Source organism: Asaccharospora irregularis DSM 2635 (genome assembly GCF_900129815.1).
GTDB lineage: Bacteria > Bacillota > Clostridia > Peptostreptococcales > Peptostreptococcaceae > Asaccharospora > Asaccharospora irregularis.
The window spans coordinates 11,913-31,612 of record NZ_FQWX01000005.1; the positions used below are offsets into that span (position 1 = coordinate 11,913).

The window sequence follows — 19,700 nt, forward strand, 5'->3', positions numbered from 1 at the left end:
ATATATTAATTTTCTATTATAATGTGACAATAAATACTATTTTCTGCAAATAAAAAATATCGAATAACGAGTATCAAAACTCATTATCCGATATTTCTAATTTCTAAAGCTTATTGTAAATTCAGTTCCCAAACCTCGTTGACTTTTAGCCCTTATATTACCCTCATGAAGTATAATTATCTTTCTTGCAATAGAAAGACCTAATCCGCTTCCTTCCACTCTCCTCGATTCATCTGATTGGTGAAATCTATCAAATATTTTCGATAAATCTTCTTCGCTAATACCAATCCCTTCATCTTTTATACTTATATCTATAACGCAATCATATTTTTTTATTTGTATATATATTTTGCTGTCATTCTCGCTGAATTTTATGCTATTGTCTATAATATTTATCCATACCTGCTCTAAAAGACCTATATCTGCATATATTTCAGTCTTGGGAAGAATCAAATCAAATTTTATATTTTTATCGTCCCACTTAGGCTCTAGCATAAGCACTACCCTTCTTATTTGCTCATCTAAATAATACTTACTTTTATTTAACCTATCTTGGTCATTATCTAGCGATGCTAGTTTTAATAGGTTTTCACTTAATCTAGATAGCCTTTTACTTTCCTCTTCTATAATCTTTGCGTATGTTTTTTTATCACTATCCGTGCAATCACTTTGTAATATATTTGCAAATCCCATTATAGAGGTAATTGGAGACTGTATTTCATGAGATACATTTGAAACAAATTCTTTTCTCATTTTTTCAGTTTTACCGATTCTTTTTGCCATAAGGTTAAAGGTCTCACTTAGTTCACTCAATTCATCCTTGCCTTTATCTTCTACCTTTATATCATAGTTTCCTCTAGATATTTGCCTAGATGCCATAGTAAGAAATTTCACCCTTTTTACAATCATTTTTCCTACAATAGTGAATGTGATTACCCCAGTTAATATCATTACAAGTATGTTTATTTCTAATAAAACTGTACCATCTACATAATCATCACTTACATTTAAGTACATAAAAACTGCATGATTTTTATTTTTAACTTTAAAAGGGTACCCTACTATAGGTGTTTTTGGTGTAAGCACTCTGTTAAGTTTTGTATTATTGATATAAATTTCCTGTTTTTCTACCTTTTCTTTGGCCTCATCTGACATATAAAATGACTTGTTATCACCATATGACTTAATTTGTTTATCCCCGTTGTATATCTCTACGTAGTAATTCGAAAATAAATTTGTACTCATTACTTTCTCAAAGTCATCAGAAGATGATTTTGTATAAAGCATTGATATATCCGATGCAGCGTCAACTAAAAGATTATTAGCTTGTTTATAAATCTTATCGAAATACAAATTATATATTAACACAAAACTCAAAATAGTCCCTAGAATTATAGTTAATACAAACATTACTACTAATTTAAAGTAAATGCTTTTTTTCATTTGCCTACCTCTAGTTTGTACCCTAGTCCTCGCACTGTATTTATACTTATGTTAGATCTTGATTTTTGAAGTTTTTCTCTTAATCTTTTTATATGAACATCGACAGTTCTATTATCTCCCATATAGTCAATTCCCCATATATTTTCTATTAACTCGTTTCTTGTAAAAATTTTTCCCGGGAAATTTGACATTTTAAACAATACTTGGAACTCTTTAGATGCTAAATTTACATTTTCACCCTTTATTTTTAGAGAATATTCGCTATGATTTAGCTCCAAATCTCCAATATTTAAAATATCACTAGAAAACATTTTGCATCTTCTTAGCATGGCTTTTACTCTTGCTAATAATTCTAATACATCAAATGGCTTTACCATATAATCGTCTATTCCTAATTCAAAGCCTTTTAATTTATCATATGATTCTCTTTTAGCTGTAACCATAAGTATTGGTATATCACAACATTCTCTTATTTCCTTTGTAAGAGTATAGCCGTCCTTTATTGGCATCATTATGTCTACTATAGCTAAATCTATTTTTTCATTTTCTATAATATCTATAGCTTGTTGACCATTACTTGCCTTTTTTATATTAAAATTTTCATTTTTTAGTACTACTGATATAAGCTCCCTTATATTTTTATCATCATCTGCCACAAGTATAGTTACCATATTATCTTCCCCTTTATTTTAACCTAACCTTTAGCTTATTTTATATAATCTAGTTAATCTAAACCTAATTATATTATAATACTTTTTATTTTTCGTTGTCATAATATTGTGAGCTTAATTGATTTAAAATTTTATATTAATTATTCTGCTCTAAGTGCCTGTATTGGTTTAAGCTTTGATGCCTTATTTGCAGGCATAATTCCAAATACAATTCCTACTAACATAGAGAATCCTAGAGCAAACGCTACTACTCCCCATGATATAGTTGGATCTAATTTAACTGCAACATAGAATATATTTGCACCGACTATTCCTATGATAGCCCCAATAATTCCGCCTATTAGACTAACAACTATAGATTCTATTAAAAACTGCACCAGTATTGTTTTTCTTTTTGCTCCAAGTGCTTTTCTTATACCTATTTCTTTGGTTCTCTCAGTTACTGATACAAGCATTATATTCATTATACCTATACCGCCTACAACTAAAGATATACTTGCAATAGATCCGAGTACAGCAGTCATTGTAGCTTGCATTGTGTTTATTGAGTCTATCATTTCTTGTTGATTAAATACCATAAAATCATCTTTGCTTCCTAACTTTTTCTTTAGTGTTTTTTCAGTTGTCTTGATTATACTATCCATCCCTACACTTGACTCTGTTATTATATCTATTCGTGCAACTCCTTTGGTCTTAAGTAGCCTTTGGCCTGTAGTAATTGGAACAAATACACTGTCATCTGGTGAATCCATAATATTCATGCCTTTTTTTTCTAATACTCCTACAACTTTATATGGCATTCCGTTTAATTTTACATATTTACCAATAGGATTTTCTAAGGTGAACATTTTTTGGGCTACTTTTTTACCTAAAACCACAACCTTAGTGCTATATTCCACATCGTCTGCTAATATGAACCTTCCGCTCTCATTTTCCATTGGTGATGCCTTTGTATAAACATCAGTTGTCGCTATAACAGATGCTTTTTCCTCTTTTTCATCATATCTTAATTTTACTTCTCCAGTACGACCTTGACATATATCCGCTACTCCATCTATATCCCTTAGTTCATCACTTTCTTCATATGAGTAAATTTTATTACTACTCGTAGGGTTAATATTTATACTTATAATATTTGACCCCAAATCTCCCATCTGTTCATTTAAACTTGCTTCCATTCCTTTAGCTATAGAAATTAATAATGTTATACTAGAAACCCCTATTATTATTCCAAGCATTGTCAGTAAGCTTCTCATCTTATTTGATAATAATTGTTTAAACGCCATTTTAAAACTTTGAGTAAATCCCATGATACACCTCCCTATTCATAAAGTTTTCCATCTCTTATGTGAATTTGTCTTTCTGATTGTTTTGCAATACCTTCATCATGTGTAATCATAACTATTGTACGACCTTCTTTATTTAAATCATTCATTATATTCAGTATTTCCTTACTCGTTTTGCTATCCAATGCCCCTGTAGGCTCATCAGCCAAAAGTATTTGAGGATCGGTCACTATTGCTCTAGCTATAGCAACCCTTTGCTGTTGACCTCCTGACAATTGATTTGGTATATGGTCCTTTCTACTTTCAAGCCCTACTTTTCTTAAAGCTCCCAATACCATCTCCGTCCTAGCTGATGAAGGGATTCCCTGGTAAATAAGTGGCAGCTCAACATTTTCAAATGCACTTAATTTACCCAAAAGATTAAATTGTTGAAATATAAAACCTATTTTTTTATTTCTTATCTCACTTAATTGATCATCATTTAGACTTCCTACATTTCTTCCATCTAACAAATACTCTCCTGAGTCTGGAGTATCAAGACAGCCTATTACATTCATAAAAGTAGATTTTCCAGATCCTGAAGGTCCTACTATTGCAACAAATTCTCCTCTTTTTATATTGACAGATACATTGTCTAATACCCTCAATTCTTCTTCTCCCATTTTATAAGTCTTACATACTTCCTTTACCTTTATAACATAATCACTCATAGTACTCCTCCTAGATTATATCTACTCTTCATCTTTGCCTTCTTCATTATCATCTCCATCAAAATTCATTGGTCCTTGTTTATCATCTTTTGATTTTTTATTTTTTGTAATTTCTATTTTATCTCCCTTGTTTAGACCCTCTTTTATCTCTATATAATCTTCATTACGTATACCTATTTCAATACTTTTATCTTTAGATGCCTTTAGGGGTTTTACATAATACTTACCGTCATCTTTTTTAACAATTCCTTTTATAGGAAGATACAGCGCATCATCTTTTTGAACTATAGATATATTTGCACTTGCGTTCATACCTGCTTTTAGATTGCTTGCTTTTATGTCTTCTTTGTTTACCCATCCTTCAATTCCTTCATCCAATCTAACTTTGTACCAATTTCCATCCTTTTCCAATACTTCTAACTGTTCTCCTTTGATTATCTTTACTTTTATATCAGAACTACCAGATGCCTTTTCCCTTACATTTACAGTATTTTTACTGGCTACTCCGTTTGAATCAGGCTTTATTCCTGTTATCTTTATATTACTTTTGTTTGCCCATCCTATTTTTTGATCTGGTGTTTTTACTTTGTACCAATCATCATCTTTTTCTATTACTTCCAATTTGTCATCCCTTTTTAGTTCAGTTATTGCTAGATATTTCTTTCCTTGACCTTCTCTTAAAGTAAGATTGTCTGTATCTACCACAGCTGTTTCAATTATTTGATTTGGAAGTGATACCTTTACTATATAACTTGATACTCCACCAGTTGCTGCTCCTGTCACTGCACCAGGCATACTACCTTCCTCCTGAAACGCAGTTCCAGCACTATCTGCAATTTCAGTTACCCTTCCTTCTAATAACTCGCCCTTTAATGCATCTACTTCTATTTCTACAGCCTGATCTTTCTTTATTTTTGCTATATCTAGTTCATCAACTTCTAGTTCAAGTATTAAATTATTGTAGTTAGGATTGTTTTTATCCTTAGGCACGATACTTCCTGTAGCAGATACCTTTAATCCTAATTTACCTTCTTTTACAGTTACCACTTCATTTTTATTATTTTTCTCTGCCTCTGCAGTGGCTTTTTTAATGTTAGCCTTTATTTTTAATACTCCTAAAGATGTCACTACTATCAAGACTGCGACTACCGTCACTATTATTTTTTTTGGTTTTTTCATACTTAATTCCCCCATAATATTTAATTTACAAGTTTATTGTATACATAGATTATGAACTGAATATGAACAAATCATAAAAAAAATCCCCCCTATGACATATAGTTAAATTAATAAAACTATCTATCATAAAGGAGATTCTTTATTTATAAGTATCACACCACTTTTTACATATACCCGCTCGTTTACTGCAACCTACGTTATTAGACCCGCATGATTTACAAGTATATTTGTCTTGTTCATAATTAATTTCATATACTTCTCCGCAATCTAAACACTTAAATTTACAAAGCTTACTTCTGTAGTTACCCCCACTTATTCTTATAGCATTTCCATTCGTCAAAGCAATAGCAACTTTTTTTCTAGCACTATCTATTATATTTTGGAATGTTTGTCTTGATACTTCCATCCTTTGTGCACATTCTTCTTGGTTAAGAGCTTCTATATCCTTTAACCTCATAGCCTCTAGTTCTTCTAACTTTAAAGTCACCTCTTCTATTTCACACTTTGGCTTACCTATAGGTATAAAATGGGTATCTTCTGGAAAAAATTCTACTTTTCTAATTTTTGTCGGTCTTGCCATTTTAGTTCCTCCTTACAATCGCTACATAGACCTATAAACATAACGTTTAAATCATATATCTCTAGGTTATTTTCTATTTCTACCTTATTATTTAATTCTAAGCAGTCAATATTTATATCTTTGCTGTTTATATCAATTATATTATTTTTACCCCCAAGAATATTATTAGTATATACTAATTAAATGCTATCACCAAATTTAATTATCGTCAAATGCCAATAATATTCAAGACCTATCACATCAATATATATTCAACTGCTTTCTCTCATTAAAAAAGCTCTTATAACTTAAATACACAGACATCATAGTAACTATTGATACAGATGAAAGAAGCATAAATGTAACCATTATCTGAAACTTTATAGCCAACAACGGAGATGCTCCTCCTAATATAAGACCTGTCATCATACCAGGCAAGGATACAATTCCCAATGTCTTTGCAGAATCAACTGTAGGTATAATCGCACCTTTGATACTTTCTCTAAGTATTTCCTTGGATGCTTCTTTTATATCAGCTCCCAAAGATAGCTTTACCTCTACCTCATCTCTTTTTACTCTAAAAGAATTGTTTAGATTTCTATATGCTAATCCAACCGCAACCATAGAATTACTAACTACCATACCAGCTACCGGAATAATTTCATTCGGTGTAAACTCTATAGCCTGTGATATCACTAAAACTGAGATAGTTAAAAAAGTAGCTACTAGAATAGATATAAACGATATTTTAACTACATTATCAATTCCTTGACCTCTCTTTTTAGTATTTAGGGCTGCATTTGTAACCATTACTAATACTAGTGCTATTATAAATATTGGCTTTTTTAATTTGAAAATTACATCTAATAAATATCCAACTATTGTTAGTTGTATTATCGCTCTTAAAATACTGATTAGTACCTCTTTTTCTATACCTAAATGTTCCTTATACGATATAAATAAAGGAATTAAAATTAAAATCGATGCTATAACTAAAGACATTGTATCCATTACTTTATCACCTCTATCCTATCTACTTTTCCCTCTGATACAACTATCCTTTTATTAAAAATTCTAGTACTTTGATTTAGATCATGGGTGATCCATAAAACAGTTGCACCCCTATCATTTACCTCTTTTATGTACTCCTCAATTTTATAAGCATTTTCCTTATCCAGTGCTGAAGTAGCTTCATCTAATAAAATAATTTCTGGTGTAAACAATAAATTTCTTATAATACCTACCCTCTGTTTTTCTCCGCCAGATAGAGAATTTACACTCTTTTCTAAGTAACTCCTATCTAAACTGAATCGTTCTAATAAATCTATTATCTTTTTTTCATCCATATCCTTATTCCTCAGTTTAAACGGAAAATATAAGTTTTCATACACATTTTCACCAAAAAGGTATGCATTCTGTGTACAGTAACTAATTTTTTTCCTAAGATCCAAAGGGTTTAAGGATGAGTAGTCCTTACCTTTAAAAAATATTCTTCCTTCAGATATAGGAATTAAGTCTGCAATTAGCTTTAGTAGTGTACTTTTACCGCTACCTGATTGACCTACTAATGATATACAGTCGCCTTCTTCTATATCAATCGATATTCCATTTATTATATCTGTATTTCCTACCTTATAATAAACATCTTTTATACTCAATATATCCATGTCCCTCTCCTTTTTATATATTTTATTATAGTTTAATTATAATGCTTACCTTATTAATTATCGATATTATATATTATTTTGCAAATTAATTATTGTATATACCCTTATTAATGTAACCTAGTCACAGTAATTAGTATTTATAATTAGTATAATTAAAACAATGCTAAATAAGGAGGTAGATATAATGGCAAAAATGAAAAGAAAAGCATTCGTGGATAAAGACTACTGCGTTGCATGTGGTACTTGTGTAAAAGTATGTCCACTTCAAATTATAAAAATAGAACAAGGTGTATTCGCCGATATAAATTATGATAAATGCGTAGGATGTGGTAAATGTGCTAATGTTTGTCCTGCATCCGTAATAGAAGTCAAGTCAGTGGAGGTGAATCAATAGTATGAAAAATAATAAGAAAAAATTTACAGACTATATGTGGATAATAAGTGCCATATATCTATTTTTAGGTATATTTAATATTTTATTTGCTTGGTTGGGGGTATTGTGCTTTTTAATTCCACTTATAATATCTATAGCTGGAGGAGGAAAATCTTACTGTAATACTTATTGCGGTAGAGGGCAACTATTAGATCTTATGGGGAATAAATTAAAGCTATCTAGAAAACAAAGTATTCCAAAATTTTTAAGAAGTAAATGGTTTAGATATGGATTTTTAACATTCTTTATGACTATGTTTGCAATTATGCTATTTAACACATATTTAGTATTTAATGGTACTAACAATTTAAGAGAAGTTATAAAGATACTTTGGACATTCAAACTTCCTTGGAACTGGGTAAACACTAGTATGGTTAGCCCTTGGGTTGCTCAATTCGCCTTTGGATTTTATAGTATGATGCTTACATCTACTATACTTGGTATAATCACCATGTTATTATATAAACCTAGATCATGGTGTGTTTATTGCCCAATGGGAACTATGACTCAAATGATATCAAAAGCTAAGTACAAAGAAAAAATATAAGAATATATTTAGAATATTTACCCATACTAAGTACAACATTTAGGAGGTAATTTTTATGTATATTTTATTTAATTTTTTTATCTTCGGCATCTTAGGATGGGCAATAGAAAATATATATTCTTATTTTATCCATGGTCACTTTCAAAAGGATGGTTTCTTGAATCTTCCGTTTAAACCAATGTATGCAATTGCAATGTCTGTTTTAATAAATTTTTACAGTAGTATTCAAAATGGTTATATTTTCATATTACTATGTGCTATAGTTCCAACATCAGTTGAATATTTGACCGGAAAAATTATGAGAAGTTATTTTAACAAGGATTATTGGGACTATTCAAAATGTAGGTTTAGTATTGATGGAATAATATGTTTGAGATTCTCTATATATTGGACTATTTTAACCTATATCGGGGTAATCTATCTAAGACCATTAGTAACTGATAGGATTTACACCTTCATATATCCATATTGGGTATTTTTAGCTCCTATAATTTTTATAACACTTTTTATAGACACTCTAGTCACTATCAGAAATTATAAATTAAGTATCGATATAAAATAAAACATAAAAATAAATAAAGAATAGAGGATAATTAGCCCTAAGATGCTATTATTCTCTATTCTTTATTTTTGTATTAATAATATATCAAATACTCTCATCTCATTACTTCTATAAATCTTCTTTTTTAACTAAATTGAGATTAACAATGTCACCACCTTTAATTTCACCACCATATAGTACTTTATTATTTTTTTCATCTAAAACATATATATAATTCTTTTCCTCTGTGTTGTAATAACTTCCTTCAACAGTTTCCTTAGTTGCTCTAATTATCATGTATCTCTTATTATTTACTAGTATTTCGTCGTACAATCTATAGTCAAAATTTTTATCCTTCATTTCGATAGTATAATGATCTTTGTTGGATGCCTTGTTATCTACGAGATTCATCCCTAATACATCTATGTTTAATTCTTTGCTATCTTTATCATATAAATATGATATAAAAGATACCTCGTCTCCTTCTATATCGTATTTGTAATCAGCAAAATCCGGGTTAGCTGAGTAAAAAGGCATTTCTACAGTTTCGAAGTAATCCTCTTTTATATGATACTTTATTAATTCACTTTTCACAACTTTGCCATCTTCTGAAGTATTGTCATAATTATTTTTTATCATATAAGCTATATCTTTATTTAATAAACTAATATACGTATTTATACCAGACACATCCGAACCTTCATTTATTACCTTATTGCTAATAATTTGTGAGCTTTCATTTTCTAAATTCAACTTATATACCTTTATACAAGACTTTCTACTTGTCGGTCTATCGTTTCTATAGTCCTCCTCCGTATTAGATCCTAATATTAAGTATACATCTCCATTATGTTTTGTACTTATATCGGTATATGAATAATTAATACGTGAATCTAGATTAGTTTCTATAGGTATTTCATAAGTTTTTACCCTATTAGTCTTTAAGTTTTTATCTTTTATCGTTGCAATTAATCGTGATTTGTAACTTCCATTAGTGTAGTCCATACCCACGGAGACTGTGCCTATACTTTTATCATCCTTATAGACCTGTTTATTATTCTCTACCTGATTGCTTAATATATCCCTATTTTCCTTTGAATACTTAGTCGCTGGAATTCCAACAGGAACCTCTTTTACATGTTTCTTTGAATTTACCCCGTCTTTAGTAAATTCAACTTCAATAGTGTTATAAATTCCTTCTCTTTTGTGAGATATAAGACTTATATCTCCTAGTTCTTGCCTATTCCCATCTATATCAACAAGCTTATAGTCTTTTTTATTATAAAACCCTAAAAATAAAACTATTAATATCAATGGTGCTATAGTTAGAATCAATGTTATATTCGATAATTTATTCTTCATATATTCCTCCATAACCTACATATATACTCTTTTATTTAAAAGTTTATGTGATATTGTTATTGATAAGGCAAATAAAATAATATAATAAATACTATGTACTACTAAAACCCTATCTGTAAAAACAGATTGGCTAGTTAAATACCCGTATATTATTATAGATGAGACAACATATAATGAACCTAGTATTGCTCCTTTTCTCTTAAATGCCATTTGTATCATTATCCCTGTAAAGATTACCACTACAGCTAATACCACACCTATAATATTTATCATAATAAAATCAATAGTGTATAATCTTATCAATCCTTCTCTCAACATACTATTTCCTATAACTGAACTTATAGCTTTTGTAATGCCAACTCCTGATAACCCGCTTATTACAAAAACCTCTATTATCCAAGCAAAAATCTGAGCTATAATAATTCCATATATCATCATTGTCACTGTCAGGGCCTTATATATATATATGTTAAACTTGTCTATAGGCAATGTGAATAAAGTGTATGATGTTCTATTCTTTCCTAAAAAATCTCTATACCATATTGCTATTGAGTATACCAAACATAATACAACAACTAATCCAACTAATAGATTTGTTGACAAATGGATATTATTAATACCCTCCATAAAGACTTTATTTTTTCCTATTGTAGACTTTAATATATCCATGCTTGGTCTTAGATTTCTATCCTCTGCAACCGAATTTATTATCTCACTCAGCTTCCTCGATACTATTGCAATATTCCCTGCAAATAAAATTCCTAATAAAGCCAAATAGAGTTTATACACTCTTTTAAATTCTATATTATATAAAGTAAGTATTTTACTCACCTCTATACACCTCCCTCATCTTATCGATTATCGACTTACCTTCACTTTGGCGAATTTCCTCTGCATTAAACCCAAATATTAATTTCCCATTATCTATAATCAAAACATCATCTACAATCATTTCTATCTCGCCTATTTCATGAGTAGTTATAATTATACTTTGATTTTCATCCATGTATTTTGCCATAATTCCTATAAATTCTTCTCTCTTAAAAATATCAATTCCTGAAAATGGCTCGTCCAATAAAGTATATTTTGCATTTTGAGCAAAACCTAATACTATTTTTACTCTAGCCTTATTTCCCTTAGATAATGATGATATTAATAAATCATCAGTTAGATTGAAAATTTCAAGCATTTCATAAGCTTTTTCATCGCTCCAGTTAATATAAAATTCCTTCATAAATTCGAAGCTTTCTTTTATTGTAAGTTGTGGAAAATGACTTTCTACATCTGGTACGAATGCCAACTTATTGTATGTATCCTTGTTTATTCTGTCTCCATCTATAAGAATTTCCCCACTATCAATACCTACTAATCCAGATATAGCCTTTAATATTGTAGATTTTCCTACTCCGTTAGTGCCTAGTATGGCAGTTATTTTTCCTTCTTGTATGTTAAAACTTATGTCATTAAGTGCTTTAATTTTTTTATATTTTTTACTTACATTTTTAACTTCTATCATATTTCCACCCCCTAATATGTATCTTTTATAATTTCTATTAGCTCCTCTTTATCTACGTTTATAGCTTTCATATTTTCTATAAAAATCTTTAATGACTCATTTATCAAATCCTGTCTTATATTATTTATAATATTTTTATCAGTAGTTATAGTACTTTGATAATTTCTAACTGTATTTATAATTTCCATGTCCTCCATCTCCTTATATGCCTTTTGAACCGTGTTAGGATTTACCTTTATCTTTACCGCCATCTCTCTCCTTGATGGAACTGGATCCCCTGGCTTTAATTCATCTGTCACTATTTGTTGCTTTATATATCTTATAATTTGAAGATATACTGGTTCCTTTTCGTTTGGTGTGAAATTCACCTAATCACCTCCGTATTAATGTACTATACCAGTAATACACCTATAACTGTATTATAGATATAGTACACTCATAAGTCAACTATATTTTAAATTTGGAAAGTGTTAATATATATTTACATAAAACCTTATCTGTAGTAAACTATATATTAGTGGGAACTTATACTATATGTATAAGTATACGCTAGCCCAAAAAAACACCTATCTTTTGATAGGTGTTTTTTAGTATTTCATAAGATTCTTTAATTCCATTTAATAGTTAAATTTATTGATATTATACATAATTCTAGAATGATATACAATATCAATGAATTTATATAAATATTGATTTTCTTACCTTAAAAATCACATATATCCCTATAACTGAATTAATAGTCCTACGTTCATAGTTATACCTCCAAAAATCGGTTATACTCATATCATAACCTATTTTTGGAAAAGTATCACAAATAAACATTAACTTAAAGCAGAGGATTACTTTTATATTCTCTACGCACTGTAAATTATTTCACTATTAAACTTTATAAATTTAGGTTCTCTTTCTTCAAATAAACATACATACTCAAATCCCAAATAATCTAATATAGCATATGCTTTATCAAAATCCCTACAAACATCAATTGCCCTATGTGAATCAGATCCTACGGTTATTATCTCTCCACCTAATTCTTTGTATCTCTTTAATATATCTATATTAGGATGGGGGGAATCTAAATTATATCTATAACCTGAAGTATTTAACTCTATCCCCTTTCCTAGATTTATTATAGTTTTTAGAGTTTCATCTAAAACTTCTTTATGATCATTATATACTATCTTTTTATCTTCATAATTTCCGTATCTTATTACATAATCTAAATGCCCATATGTGTCGTAGTTACTAAACTGTTTGTTGGTTTCTATAATACTCCTATAGTAGTTGTCATATGCTTCTTTTTTTGTCAGACCATCAAAATATTTCAATCTAGATATATCCTTATCGCCTACAGTATGAGTCGAACATAATACAAAATCGAAAGGATAACTCTTTATTATATTTTCAATTTCATCTCTTATATAACTTTTGTACCCAACCTCTACTCCAGTTAAGAGATTTATGTCTTTCTTGTATTTTTCCTTATATTCATCTATCTGTTTAATATATCCGTCTAAATCCAAACTAAAGTGATCTGTATTATATTCCAAATGATCTGTAAACGTTAGATGACTTACTCCATTTTTAATAGCCTCTTTAATTACTGTTTCCATATGATCTTTTCCATCACTTGAAAAATGTGTATGGACATGATTATCTAGTATATGCATTTATAATCTCCTTTCTAACTCCAAAATATTTTTAATTTAAATATACTATTATCTCTCTTTCTAATCATAAGTGTAATACTATTTTGTTAACATGATATTAATTACCAGTTAGTGTTTTGTTAACTTTATATTTAATATATAAAAAGATATATATTTTACTATAAACTATAAGCCTTATGTTTACTATTTATCTATTTATACTATAATAGTAAATAATAACATTATTTATTTACGGAGGTATTATGACTTTATCAAAATTTACCGACTATAGTTTTAGGGTACTAATTTACCTAGGAAATCACCCTAATGATCTTTTCACTGTAGATGAATTATCTAAAATACTTGGCTTATCTACACATCATATAAAAAAAATCATCTATATCTTAGCTAAAAACGAATATATTGTTTCCTCTAAAGGTAGAAACGGAGGGATAAGACTAAAACTAAACCCTAAGGACATAAATTTAGGAGAACTACTTAAAGTTACAGAGGGTAACTTAAATATAGCTGAATGTTTTTCTATTGAAAATAATACTTGCCCTTTGAACAGCATGTGCAAATTAAAGCCTATTTTAAACAATTCTCTTAAAGCATTTATAGTTAAACTAAGTGAGTACACTTTGGATGATATACTTTGAAAATTTTCTATGCATTATAAAAACACCTATATATTTATCCCCTTTATAAGAATAAATGTATAGGTGTTTTTGATCTATCACTTTTTAACTAAGGTCTTCTGGCTCCCTTATATGTCTTTTCATAATATCCTGTTAATGTTGATTTTTTTACTCCAGATCTCGGGTTAGATGCATGTATAAACTCATTATTTCCTATATACATCCCAACATGACTTACTCTTCCCTTATTCATAGTGTCAAAAAATAACAAGTCTCCTACCTGTAAATCTTTTCTATCAACTGCTTGGCCAAATTTACTTTGATCTGCTGATACTCTAGGTATATTTTTACCTAGGGCATTTTTATATACATACTGAACTAACCCTGAACAGTCAAAAGAGTTAGGCCCCGTTGCCCCCCAAACATACTTTTTACCTAGTTGTGCATGCAACATTTCCATAGCCTTATTCATTTTGTTAGAAGTATTTACGTCGTTTGGTTTTGGAACTTCTACAGCAGGTTTACTGATATTTTCTACGCTCTCATTAACTACTGTTTTGCTTGATTCATTTGTAGCACTATTTTTTATATTTATCCTATTGTCATTAACTGTTCCTAATAATGTATTTAGAGTATCTAAATTTCCCATACTATTGCTTCTACATGATTCACATGTTCCGCTAGAAAAATTTAAGTTACCTAACATACTTCCTAAAATTGAGTCAAACATATCATTTGAAGAAGTTCTACTACTCGTACTTGCATTTGCCGAACTCATCGCCCTTAAGAGTGAAGTTAAAACTATATCACTAACGTTACTCATTTTATTACCCCTATCCTTTTGATTTATACTAGTTATTATTATACGGTTCATAGCTATAACGGTTTATACATTATATTTAAAATATTTTATGACCACTAAAACATAATCTATTCTAAGTATAATTTAACATAATATGTATAAATAAACTATCAATTTCAACAAAAAAGCCACACTATTTGTAGTGTGGCAATATTACTTAACATTATTAATCTTCTTGTAAGTTTGATTTTTTATTATAAACTTTAGCCACACTTAGTATAGTTCTTACCTCTCCTTCACTTATAGTATAACCTTGGTCGTGTAGCTCATTTACTATATAGTTCCTACCTATACTTTTGTTTAATAGATTGTACTCTTTTATTATCTCCATAACCCTTATAATCTTTTCTATAGACACCTTTTCCTTTAAAATCTTGATTTCCTTACTATAGTCTTTCTTTATATTAATAAAATTATGAGGTAAATCATATAACTCAACCCTATCACCAGAGCTCATTATATCTATATACATCGCTGTATTTTTAAGCTCTCTAATATTTCCTGGCCAGTCATAGCTTTCCATAACACGTTTTACATCCTCACTTATTTCAATTTTTCTTTTCATAAAATACTTTAACATCATGATAATATCTTCTTTTCTCTCTCTAAGTGGAGGTATACTAATAGGCAATACATTTATTCTATAGTATAGGTCTGATCTGAATTTTTCACACTCTATCATACTTAATAAGTTTCTATTTGTGGCTGCAATTATCCTAACATCAATGTCTATTATACTTTCACCACCGACTCTCATCACTTGATTTTCTTGGATAACTCTAAGTAATTTAGTCTGTAAGTACATGGGCATATCACCGATTTCGTCTAAAAATATAGTCCCATTATGAGCTTGTTCAAATAATCCTTTCTTCCCACCTTTTAATGCTCCTGTAAATGCTCCTTCTTCGTACCCAAATAGTTCGCTTTCCAGCAAATTTTCTGGCATTGCAGCACAATTTATAGCTATAAATGGTTGATTGCGCCTTAAAGACTCATTATGTATAGACTGAGCCATTAACTCTTTTCCTGTTCCGCTTTCTCCCGTTATCAGAACTGTATAATCTGACTTGGATATTTTTTTTGCCAATTCTTTTGTATTTTTTAAGCTTATAGAATTAGTCTTTATGTCTTCAAAGTTGTATCTCGCAATTTGCCCTTTATCTCTTAATTTTTTGCTGAGATTTTGTTCTAGCTTTTTTATATAGGTTATTTCCTGAATACAAAAATATATTCCAGTATTTTTTCCAAAGCTATCTATTGTGTATTTATTAACATTTATATATTTATTTTTAAATTTTATAACTTCATCACTAGCTTCATCTATTGTAAATATATCAACGATATTCTTAGATTCTAATTCATGAATATTTTTTCCTACTACATCGTATTCAATATCCAATATCCTCTTTAAACTGTCATTGCATATTATTATTTCTCCCTTAGTAGATATCAATACCATTCCAATATTAGATAGATTTATTATTGAATCTAACTCCTCATTTTTTATTGAAAGCTTTTTATAAGTACTATTTATACCCGACTCTAGGCTCACGACTTCATCAGAATATTTTATCAAACGCCTCGTTATATCTCTATCATCTATTTTTAGCTTTGCCATTATTTGTATAAATGTAGAGCTATCGATATATCTATGACCAAGATCTATAATTTCATCAATATAGTCCGGTACCAAACTCGATTCCCCTGGAGTAATAGCGACCCTTATGTCCTTATACTCTTTGTCTTTATTGTAGGGTATAAAATTCAAATGATTTATGCCTATACTGTACAGATTCGATATCGTTTCAAGTGTAGTCTGCATATTGTCATTGACTACTAAAGCATCTATTCCTTCTGGTAGTGAAAACAGTTTATAAATTTCTTTTTGTTTTATACTCCTGTTTATTTTTATTATCTTTTTAGTATCATCTACATATTTTTTTATCTTTAATGCTCTATCATCCAACATTACAAGGATTACATCATCTCTTATAAGCTGATTACTTTTAAGATTCTTAAAATAATAATTATTTATTTTTACTTTATCCATAAATATAGATTCTATATTTTCATTTAGAAAATATTCAAGTTTTGACATCCCATCCGTAACAATTCCTATTGTCTTCATATTATAAGCTCCTTATTATTTTGTGAAATTATATAATAAATTTTCTTTAAACAGTTAAAATGAATGAAATCTTGTATCTGTATACAAATCTCCTGCCAATTTTTTCAAAAGTTCTTTATTAACTACTATATATCCAGCACTATCTTTCTCTAGCACACCTTTTTTAATTAAATTATTAAGAGTTCTCAATAAATGTCTATAACTACTACCTAAAAGCTCTGCTATCTCAATCAAATTCTCGTCAAAATCTATATATTCTTTTTCTGATTTATCATCTACAAGTTTTGGTAATTCATTTATATAGCTAGCCAACCTATTTTCAAGCGGATATAGTAAATTTATCGAACTATTAATACTAATTACCGAAAGTTTTTCTGCCAAACTCTCACATATAAATTTAAGAAACTCACTGTCTGCTGTTAACTCATATCGAGCTTTTTCCATAGGTATAGAAAGACAATAGCATTCACTAAGAGCTTGAATTGTACTAGAGGCAACCTGATTTTTTATAATTTCCATATCTCCAATAACTTGAATAGGCCTATAGAAGGCTAAAAGAAATGTTTTTCCATTTGGCAAGGTTTTAAATACCTTCGCTTTTCCATCTATAAAAATCATAAAATTAGAAATCTCATCACCTTCTCTGCACAAATACTCATTTTTGTCGAATTTTAAAAATTCTATATAGTTTTTTATATCTTTCTTAAAAAAATTGTTTACTTTTAGTTTATTATAATACGTTTCTATAATGGATATATCTTCTATCTTTTTCACTCTATTTAACACTTCCATTCCATATTTTTTACTTTTTTATTTTTATTGTATATATTTAGGTGACATATGTCATTATATTTATTAAGTATTTATGGTATATTTTATTAATTATTACAAGAAAGGAGGTATTAAAGTGAATAATATTCTTTCAATTTTGACAGGGAGTTTACTAGCGATAATGCTATCCCTAAACGGTACTGTTTCCCAAATCGCGGGTAACTATGCTTCAACCGTAATAATACACACGGTCGGACTTATAGGAATTATTTTTGTACTTATTGCAACTAAATCAAAGATTAAAAATACTAGGAGTGTACCTTTTTATATGTATACAGGGGGTCTTATAGGAGTTTTAACGGTTATATTTAGTAATGCAAGCTTTTCAAAACTAGGAGTTTCTCTGACTACTTCCCTTTGTTTATTAGGTCAGCTGGTCGCATCTATAATAATAGATCATTTTGGATGGTTTAACTTAGCCGTAAGTAAATTTAATAAGAAAAAAATAATAGGACTTATTATCATTGTATTAGGTATATTATTAATGACCATAAAATAAGGAGGTTATTATGATTTATATAATTATTGCTATTTTATCTGGAGTTACAATCGTTGTTTCTAGATCAGTAAATTATGTTTTAGCAGAAAAAATTGGAATGTACCAAAGTACATTTTTTAACTATGTTTTTGGACTTATCGGTTCATTTTTATTGTTAATAATAGGAGGAGAAATTGCTAAACTTTCCAGCCCCGAAACTTATAGTGCGGCATGGTTTGTTTATACAGGAGGGTTTATTGGGGTTGTATCTGTTACTCTATCATCTTTTTTATCTCCTAGAGTATCATCATTTTACTTAACACTTTTAACTTTCATCGGACAATTATTTACAGGAGTTTTGATAGACTATATAGTTGATGGTCATATGTCTGTTTATAAAGTTCTCGGTGGAATTTTAGTAGTTATAGGCCTTGGATATAATATGATTGTGGACAAAAAAAAGACCCTTTAACTTTATAGTTAAGGGCTTTTTTGTGTTTATTCATCATTTAATTTGTATCCCACACCAATTTCCGTTATTATATACTCTGGGTTTGCAGGTTGTTTTTCTATTTTCCTTCTTAAGTTAGCCATGAATACCCTTAATGATTTTATCTCACTTCCAAATGCACTTCCCCAAATCTCCTTAGCAATAAATTTATGAGTTAGTACTTTTCCATGGTGTTCAACTAAAAGTGATAGTATATCATACTCAATAGGTGTTAGATGAACCTCTATATCATCTACAGTTACTCTCCTTCTTTCAAAATCTATACCTAAACTTTTATAAATAAATTTATCCTTCAAAACTATTGTTGTCTTATTTTTATAGGAATGCCTAATTGCTACTCTTACCCTAGCAAGTAATTCTGCTACCGAAAAAGGCTTTGTTATATAATCATCTGCACCCATATCAAATGCTTCTACCTTTTCCCTATCCTGTTCTCTGGCAGACACCACTATTATAGGAACATCTGATAATATCCTTATGTTTTTTATTACATCTATCCCGTCCATATCTTCAAGTCCCAAATCTAGTAAGACTGCATCTGGTGAATAAGACATACATAAAGATATTCCTTCTTTCCCAAATGCAGTCTCCTTAACTAAATAATCCTGTGTTGTTAAAGAAGTACTTATAAATTTCCTTATAGTACTATCATCCTCTACAACTAATATAAGATTTTTGCTCATTTCTTC

At 29.3% G+C, this 19,700-nt stretch carries 23 protein-coding genes; 6 read left to right on the forward strand and 17 right to left on the reverse strand.

The window, feature by feature from the left end; genetic code table 11:
• Nucleotides 1–96: 96 nt before the first annotated feature.
• From BUB34_RS03570 to BUB34_RS03610, 8 genes are all read right to left on the reverse strand, one after another.
• Nucleotides 97–1,443: a HAMP domain-containing sensor histidine kinase gene (locus BUB34_RS03570; protein WP_073124314.1), complete on the reverse strand. Its 1,347-nt coding sequence runs from the start codon at nt 1,441–1,443 to the stop codon at nt 97–99.
• Nucleotides 1,440–2,114 (reverse strand): response regulator transcription factor, encoded by a 675-nt coding sequence (locus tag BUB34_RS03575; RefSeq protein ID WP_073124316.1) that lies wholly within the window; start codon nt 2,112–2,114, stop codon nt 1,440–1,442. The genes BUB34_RS03570 and BUB34_RS03575 overlap by 4 nt, the downstream gene beginning before the upstream one ends.
• Before the next feature lie 140 nt (nt 2,115–2,254).
• The gene (locus tag BUB34_RS03580; RefSeq protein ID WP_073124318.1) at nt 2,255–3,424 is read right to left on the reverse strand and encodes an ABC transporter permease; all 1,170 of its coding nucleotides are present in this window, start codon (nt 3,422–3,424) and stop codon (nt 2,255–2,257) included.
• Nucleotides 3,425–3,435: 11 nt separating this feature from the next.
• Nucleotides 3,436–4,110, reverse strand: a complete 675-nt coding sequence (locus BUB34_RS03585; RefSeq protein WP_073124321.1) for an ABC transporter ATP-binding protein — start codon at nt 4,108–4,110, stop codon at nt 3,436–3,438.
• Between the two features lie 21 nt (nt 4,111–4,131).
• Entirely contained in the window at nt 4,132–5,289 is a 1,158-nt protein-coding gene (locus BUB34_RS03590) for an SH3 domain-containing protein (RefSeq protein WP_073124323.1), read from the reverse strand.
• Nucleotides 5,290–5,428: 139 nt separating this feature from the next.
• A complete protein-coding gene (locus BUB34_RS03595; RefSeq protein WP_073124325.1) occupies nt 5,429–5,869 on the reverse strand; it encodes a DUF134 domain-containing protein in 441 nt (146 codons plus the stop codon).
• Between the two features lie 240 nt (nt 5,870–6,109).
• The gene (locus BUB34_RS03605) at nt 6,110–6,859 is read right to left on the reverse strand and encodes an ABC transporter permease (protein WP_073124327.1); all 750 of its coding nucleotides are present in this window, start codon (nt 6,857–6,859) and stop codon (nt 6,110–6,112) included.
• The gene (locus BUB34_RS03610; RefSeq protein WP_073124329.1) at nt 6,859–7,515 is read right to left on the reverse strand and encodes an ABC transporter ATP-binding protein; all 657 of its coding nucleotides are present in this window, start codon (nt 7,513–7,515) and stop codon (nt 6,859–6,861) included. The genes BUB34_RS03605 and BUB34_RS03610 overlap by 1 nt, the downstream gene beginning before the upstream one ends.
• A 184-nt stretch (nt 7,516–7,699) precedes the next feature.
• On the opposite strand from BUB34_RS03610, the gene BUB34_RS03615 reads away from it, so the two are divergent.
• From BUB34_RS03615 to BUB34_RS03625, 3 genes are read left to right on the forward strand one after another with little or no spacing between them, the layout of a single operon-like run.
• Complete coding sequence (locus BUB34_RS03615; RefSeq protein WP_073124331.1) at nt 7,700–7,909, forward strand: 4Fe-4S dicluster domain-containing protein; 210 nt, start codon at nt 7,700–7,702, stop codon at nt 7,907–7,909.
• 1 nt (nt 7,910) lies between these two features.
• On the forward strand, nt 7,911–8,495 hold the full coding sequence (locus tag BUB34_RS03620; RefSeq protein WP_073124334.1) for a 4Fe-4S binding protein: 585 nt from the start codon (nt 7,911–7,913) through the stop codon (nt 8,493–8,495).
• A 55-nt stretch (nt 8,496–8,550) separates the two neighbouring features.
• A complete protein-coding gene (locus tag BUB34_RS03625) occupies nt 8,551–9,057 on the forward strand; it encodes a putative ABC transporter permease (protein WP_073124336.1) in 507 nt (168 codons plus the stop codon).
• Between the two features lie 108 nt (nt 9,058–9,165).
• Here the strand turns inward: BUB34_RS03625 and BUB34_RS03630 are convergent, their stop codons facing one another.
• The 5 genes from BUB34_RS03630 to BUB34_RS03650 all read right to left on the reverse strand — a co-directional run bounded on the left by BUB34_RS03630 (nt 9,166) and on the right by BUB34_RS03650 (nt 13,584).
• Entirely contained in the window at nt 9,166–10,398 is a 1,233-nt protein-coding gene (locus tag BUB34_RS03630; protein WP_073124338.1) for a hypothetical protein, read from the reverse strand.
• Between the two features lie 15 nt (nt 10,399–10,413).
• On the reverse strand, nt 10,414–11,229 hold the full coding sequence (locus BUB34_RS03635; RefSeq protein ID WP_073124340.1) for a hypothetical protein: 816 nt from the start codon (nt 11,227–11,229) through the stop codon (nt 10,414–10,416).
• On the reverse strand, nt 11,222–11,914 hold the full coding sequence (locus BUB34_RS03640) for an ABC transporter ATP-binding protein (RefSeq protein WP_073124342.1): 693 nt from the start codon (nt 11,912–11,914) through the stop codon (nt 11,222–11,224). Before BUB34_RS03640 ends, BUB34_RS03635 begins: the two co-directional genes overlap by 8 nt.
• A gap of 11 nt (nt 11,915–11,925) precedes the next feature.
• Nucleotides 11,926–12,282, reverse strand: coding sequence for a GntR family transcriptional regulator (locus BUB34_RS03645; protein WP_073124344.1), 357 nt, complete (start codon nt 12,280–12,282; stop codon nt 11,926–11,928).
• A 486-nt stretch (nt 12,283–12,768) separates the two neighbouring features.
• Nucleotides 12,769–13,584 carry a histidinol-phosphatase HisJ family protein gene (locus tag BUB34_RS03650; RefSeq protein WP_073124346.1) on the reverse strand — a complete coding sequence of 272 codons (816 nt, stop codon included), beginning with the start codon at nt 13,582–13,584 and terminating at the stop codon, nt 12,769–12,771.
• Between the two features lie 242 nt (nt 13,585–13,826).
• Here BUB34_RS03650 and BUB34_RS03655 point away from each other — a divergent pair, with 242 nt between their 5' ends.
• Nucleotides 13,827–14,222: an RrF2 family transcriptional regulator gene (locus BUB34_RS03655; protein ID WP_073124348.1), complete on the forward strand. Its 396-nt coding sequence runs from the start codon at nt 13,827–13,829 to the stop codon at nt 14,220–14,222.
• A gap of 88 nt (nt 14,223–14,310) precedes the next feature.
• Here BUB34_RS03655 and BUB34_RS03660 read toward each other — a convergent pair whose 3' ends face one another.
• From BUB34_RS03660 to BUB34_RS03670, 3 genes are all read right to left on the reverse strand, one after another.
• Nucleotides 14,311–15,024, reverse strand: a complete 714-nt coding sequence (locus tag BUB34_RS03660) for a C40 family peptidase (RefSeq protein WP_242948819.1) — start codon at nt 15,022–15,024, stop codon at nt 14,311–14,313.
• 205 nt (nt 15,025–15,229) lie between these two features.
• Nucleotides 15,230–17,191 carry a sigma-54 interaction domain-containing protein gene (locus tag BUB34_RS03665; protein ID WP_073124350.1) on the reverse strand — a complete coding sequence of 654 codons (1,962 nt, stop codon included), beginning with the start codon at nt 17,189–17,191 and terminating at the stop codon, nt 15,230–15,232.
• A 54-nt stretch (nt 17,192–17,245) separates the two neighbouring features.
• Complete coding sequence (locus tag BUB34_RS03670; protein ID WP_073124352.1) at nt 17,246–17,965, reverse strand: cyclic nucleotide-binding domain-containing protein; 720 nt, start codon at nt 17,963–17,965, stop codon at nt 17,246–17,248.
• 133 nt (nt 17,966–18,098) lie between these two features.
• On the opposite strand from BUB34_RS03670, the gene BUB34_RS03675 reads away from it, so the two are divergent.
• Nucleotides 18,099–18,521 (forward strand): DMT family transporter, encoded by a 423-nt coding sequence (locus BUB34_RS03675; RefSeq protein ID WP_073124355.1) that lies wholly within the window; start codon nt 18,099–18,101, stop codon nt 18,519–18,521.
• Between the two features lie 10 nt (nt 18,522–18,531).
• Nucleotides 18,532–18,972, forward strand: coding sequence for a DMT family transporter (locus BUB34_RS03680; protein ID WP_073124357.1), 441 nt, complete (start codon nt 18,532–18,534; stop codon nt 18,970–18,972).
• A gap of 26 nt (nt 18,973–18,998) precedes the next feature.
• Here BUB34_RS03680 and BUB34_RS03685 read toward each other — a convergent pair whose 3' ends face one another.
• Nucleotides 18,999–19,694, reverse strand: coding sequence for a response regulator (locus BUB34_RS03685; protein WP_073124359.1), 696 nt, complete (start codon nt 19,692–19,694; stop codon nt 18,999–19,001).
• Nucleotides 19,695–19,700 lie beyond the last annotated feature (6 nt).

What these genes read in the sequence shown, in the direction of transcription:
- BUB34_RS03570 (WP_073124314.1), bottom strand. Translation starts at nt 1,443, where the DNA reads ATGAAAAAAAGCATTTACTTTAAATTAGTAGTAATGTTTGTATTAACT.
- BUB34_RS03575 (WP_073124316.1), bottom strand. Translation starts at nt 2,114, where the DNA reads ATGGTAACTATACTTGTGGCAGATGATGATAAAAATATAAGGGAGCTT.
- BUB34_RS03580 (WP_073124318.1), bottom strand. Translation starts at nt 3,424, where the DNA reads ATGGGATTTACTCAAAGTTTTAAAATGGCGTTTAAACAATTATTATCA.
- BUB34_RS03585 (WP_073124321.1), bottom strand. Translation starts at nt 4,110, where the DNA reads ATGAGTGATTATGTTATAAAGGTAAAGGAAGTATGTAAGACTTATAAA.
- BUB34_RS03590 (WP_073124323.1), bottom strand. Translation starts at nt 5,289, where the DNA reads ATGAAAAAACCAAAAAAAATAATAGTGACGGTAGTCGCAGTCTTGATA.
- BUB34_RS03595 (WP_073124325.1), bottom strand. Translation starts at nt 5,869, where the DNA reads ATGGCAAGACCGACAAAAATTAGAAAAGTAGAATTTTTTCCAGAAGAT.
- BUB34_RS03605 (WP_073124327.1), bottom strand. Translation starts at nt 6,859, where the DNA reads ATGGATACAATGTCTTTAGTTATAGCATCGATTTTAATTTTAATTCCT.
- BUB34_RS03610 (WP_073124329.1), bottom strand. Translation starts at nt 7,515, where the DNA reads ATGGATATATTGAGTATAAAAGATGTTTATTATAAGGTAGGAAATACA.
- BUB34_RS03615 (WP_073124331.1), top strand. Translation starts at nt 7,700, where the DNA reads ATGGCAAAAATGAAAAGAAAAGCATTCGTGGATAAAGACTACTGCGTT.
- BUB34_RS03620 (WP_073124334.1), top strand. Translation starts at nt 7,911, where the DNA reads ATGAAAAATAATAAGAAAAAATTTACAGACTATATGTGGATAATAAGT.
- BUB34_RS03625 (WP_073124336.1), top strand. Translation starts at nt 8,551, where the DNA reads ATGTATATTTTATTTAATTTTTTTATCTTCGGCATCTTAGGATGGGCA.
- BUB34_RS03630 (WP_073124338.1), bottom strand. Translation starts at nt 10,398, where the DNA reads ATGAAGAATAAATTATCGAATATAACATTGATTCTAACTATAGCACCA.
- BUB34_RS03640 (WP_073124342.1), bottom strand. Translation starts at nt 11,914, where the DNA reads ATGATAGAAGTTAAAAATGTAAGTAAAAAATATAAAAAAATTAAAGCA.
- BUB34_RS03650 (WP_073124346.1), bottom strand. Translation starts at nt 13,584, where the DNA reads ATGCATATACTAGATAATCATGTCCATACACATTTTTCAAGTGATGGA.
- BUB34_RS03655 (WP_073124348.1), top strand. Translation starts at nt 13,827, where the DNA reads ATGACTTTATCAAAATTTACCGACTATAGTTTTAGGGTACTAATTTAC.
- BUB34_RS03660 (WP_242948819.1), bottom strand. Translation starts at nt 15,024, where the DNA reads ATGAGTAACGTTAGTGATATAGTTTTAACTTCACTCTTAAGGGCGATG.
- BUB34_RS03665 (WP_073124350.1), bottom strand. Translation starts at nt 17,191, where the DNA reads ATGAAGACAATAGGAATTGTTACGGATGGGATGTCAAAACTTGAATAT.
- BUB34_RS03680 (WP_073124357.1), top strand. Translation starts at nt 18,532, where the DNA reads ATGATTTATATAATTATTGCTATTTTATCTGGAGTTACAATCGTTGTT.
- BUB34_RS03685 (WP_073124359.1), bottom strand. Translation starts at nt 19,694, where the DNA reads ATGAGCAAAAATCTTATATTAGTTGTAGAGGATGATAGTACTATAAGG.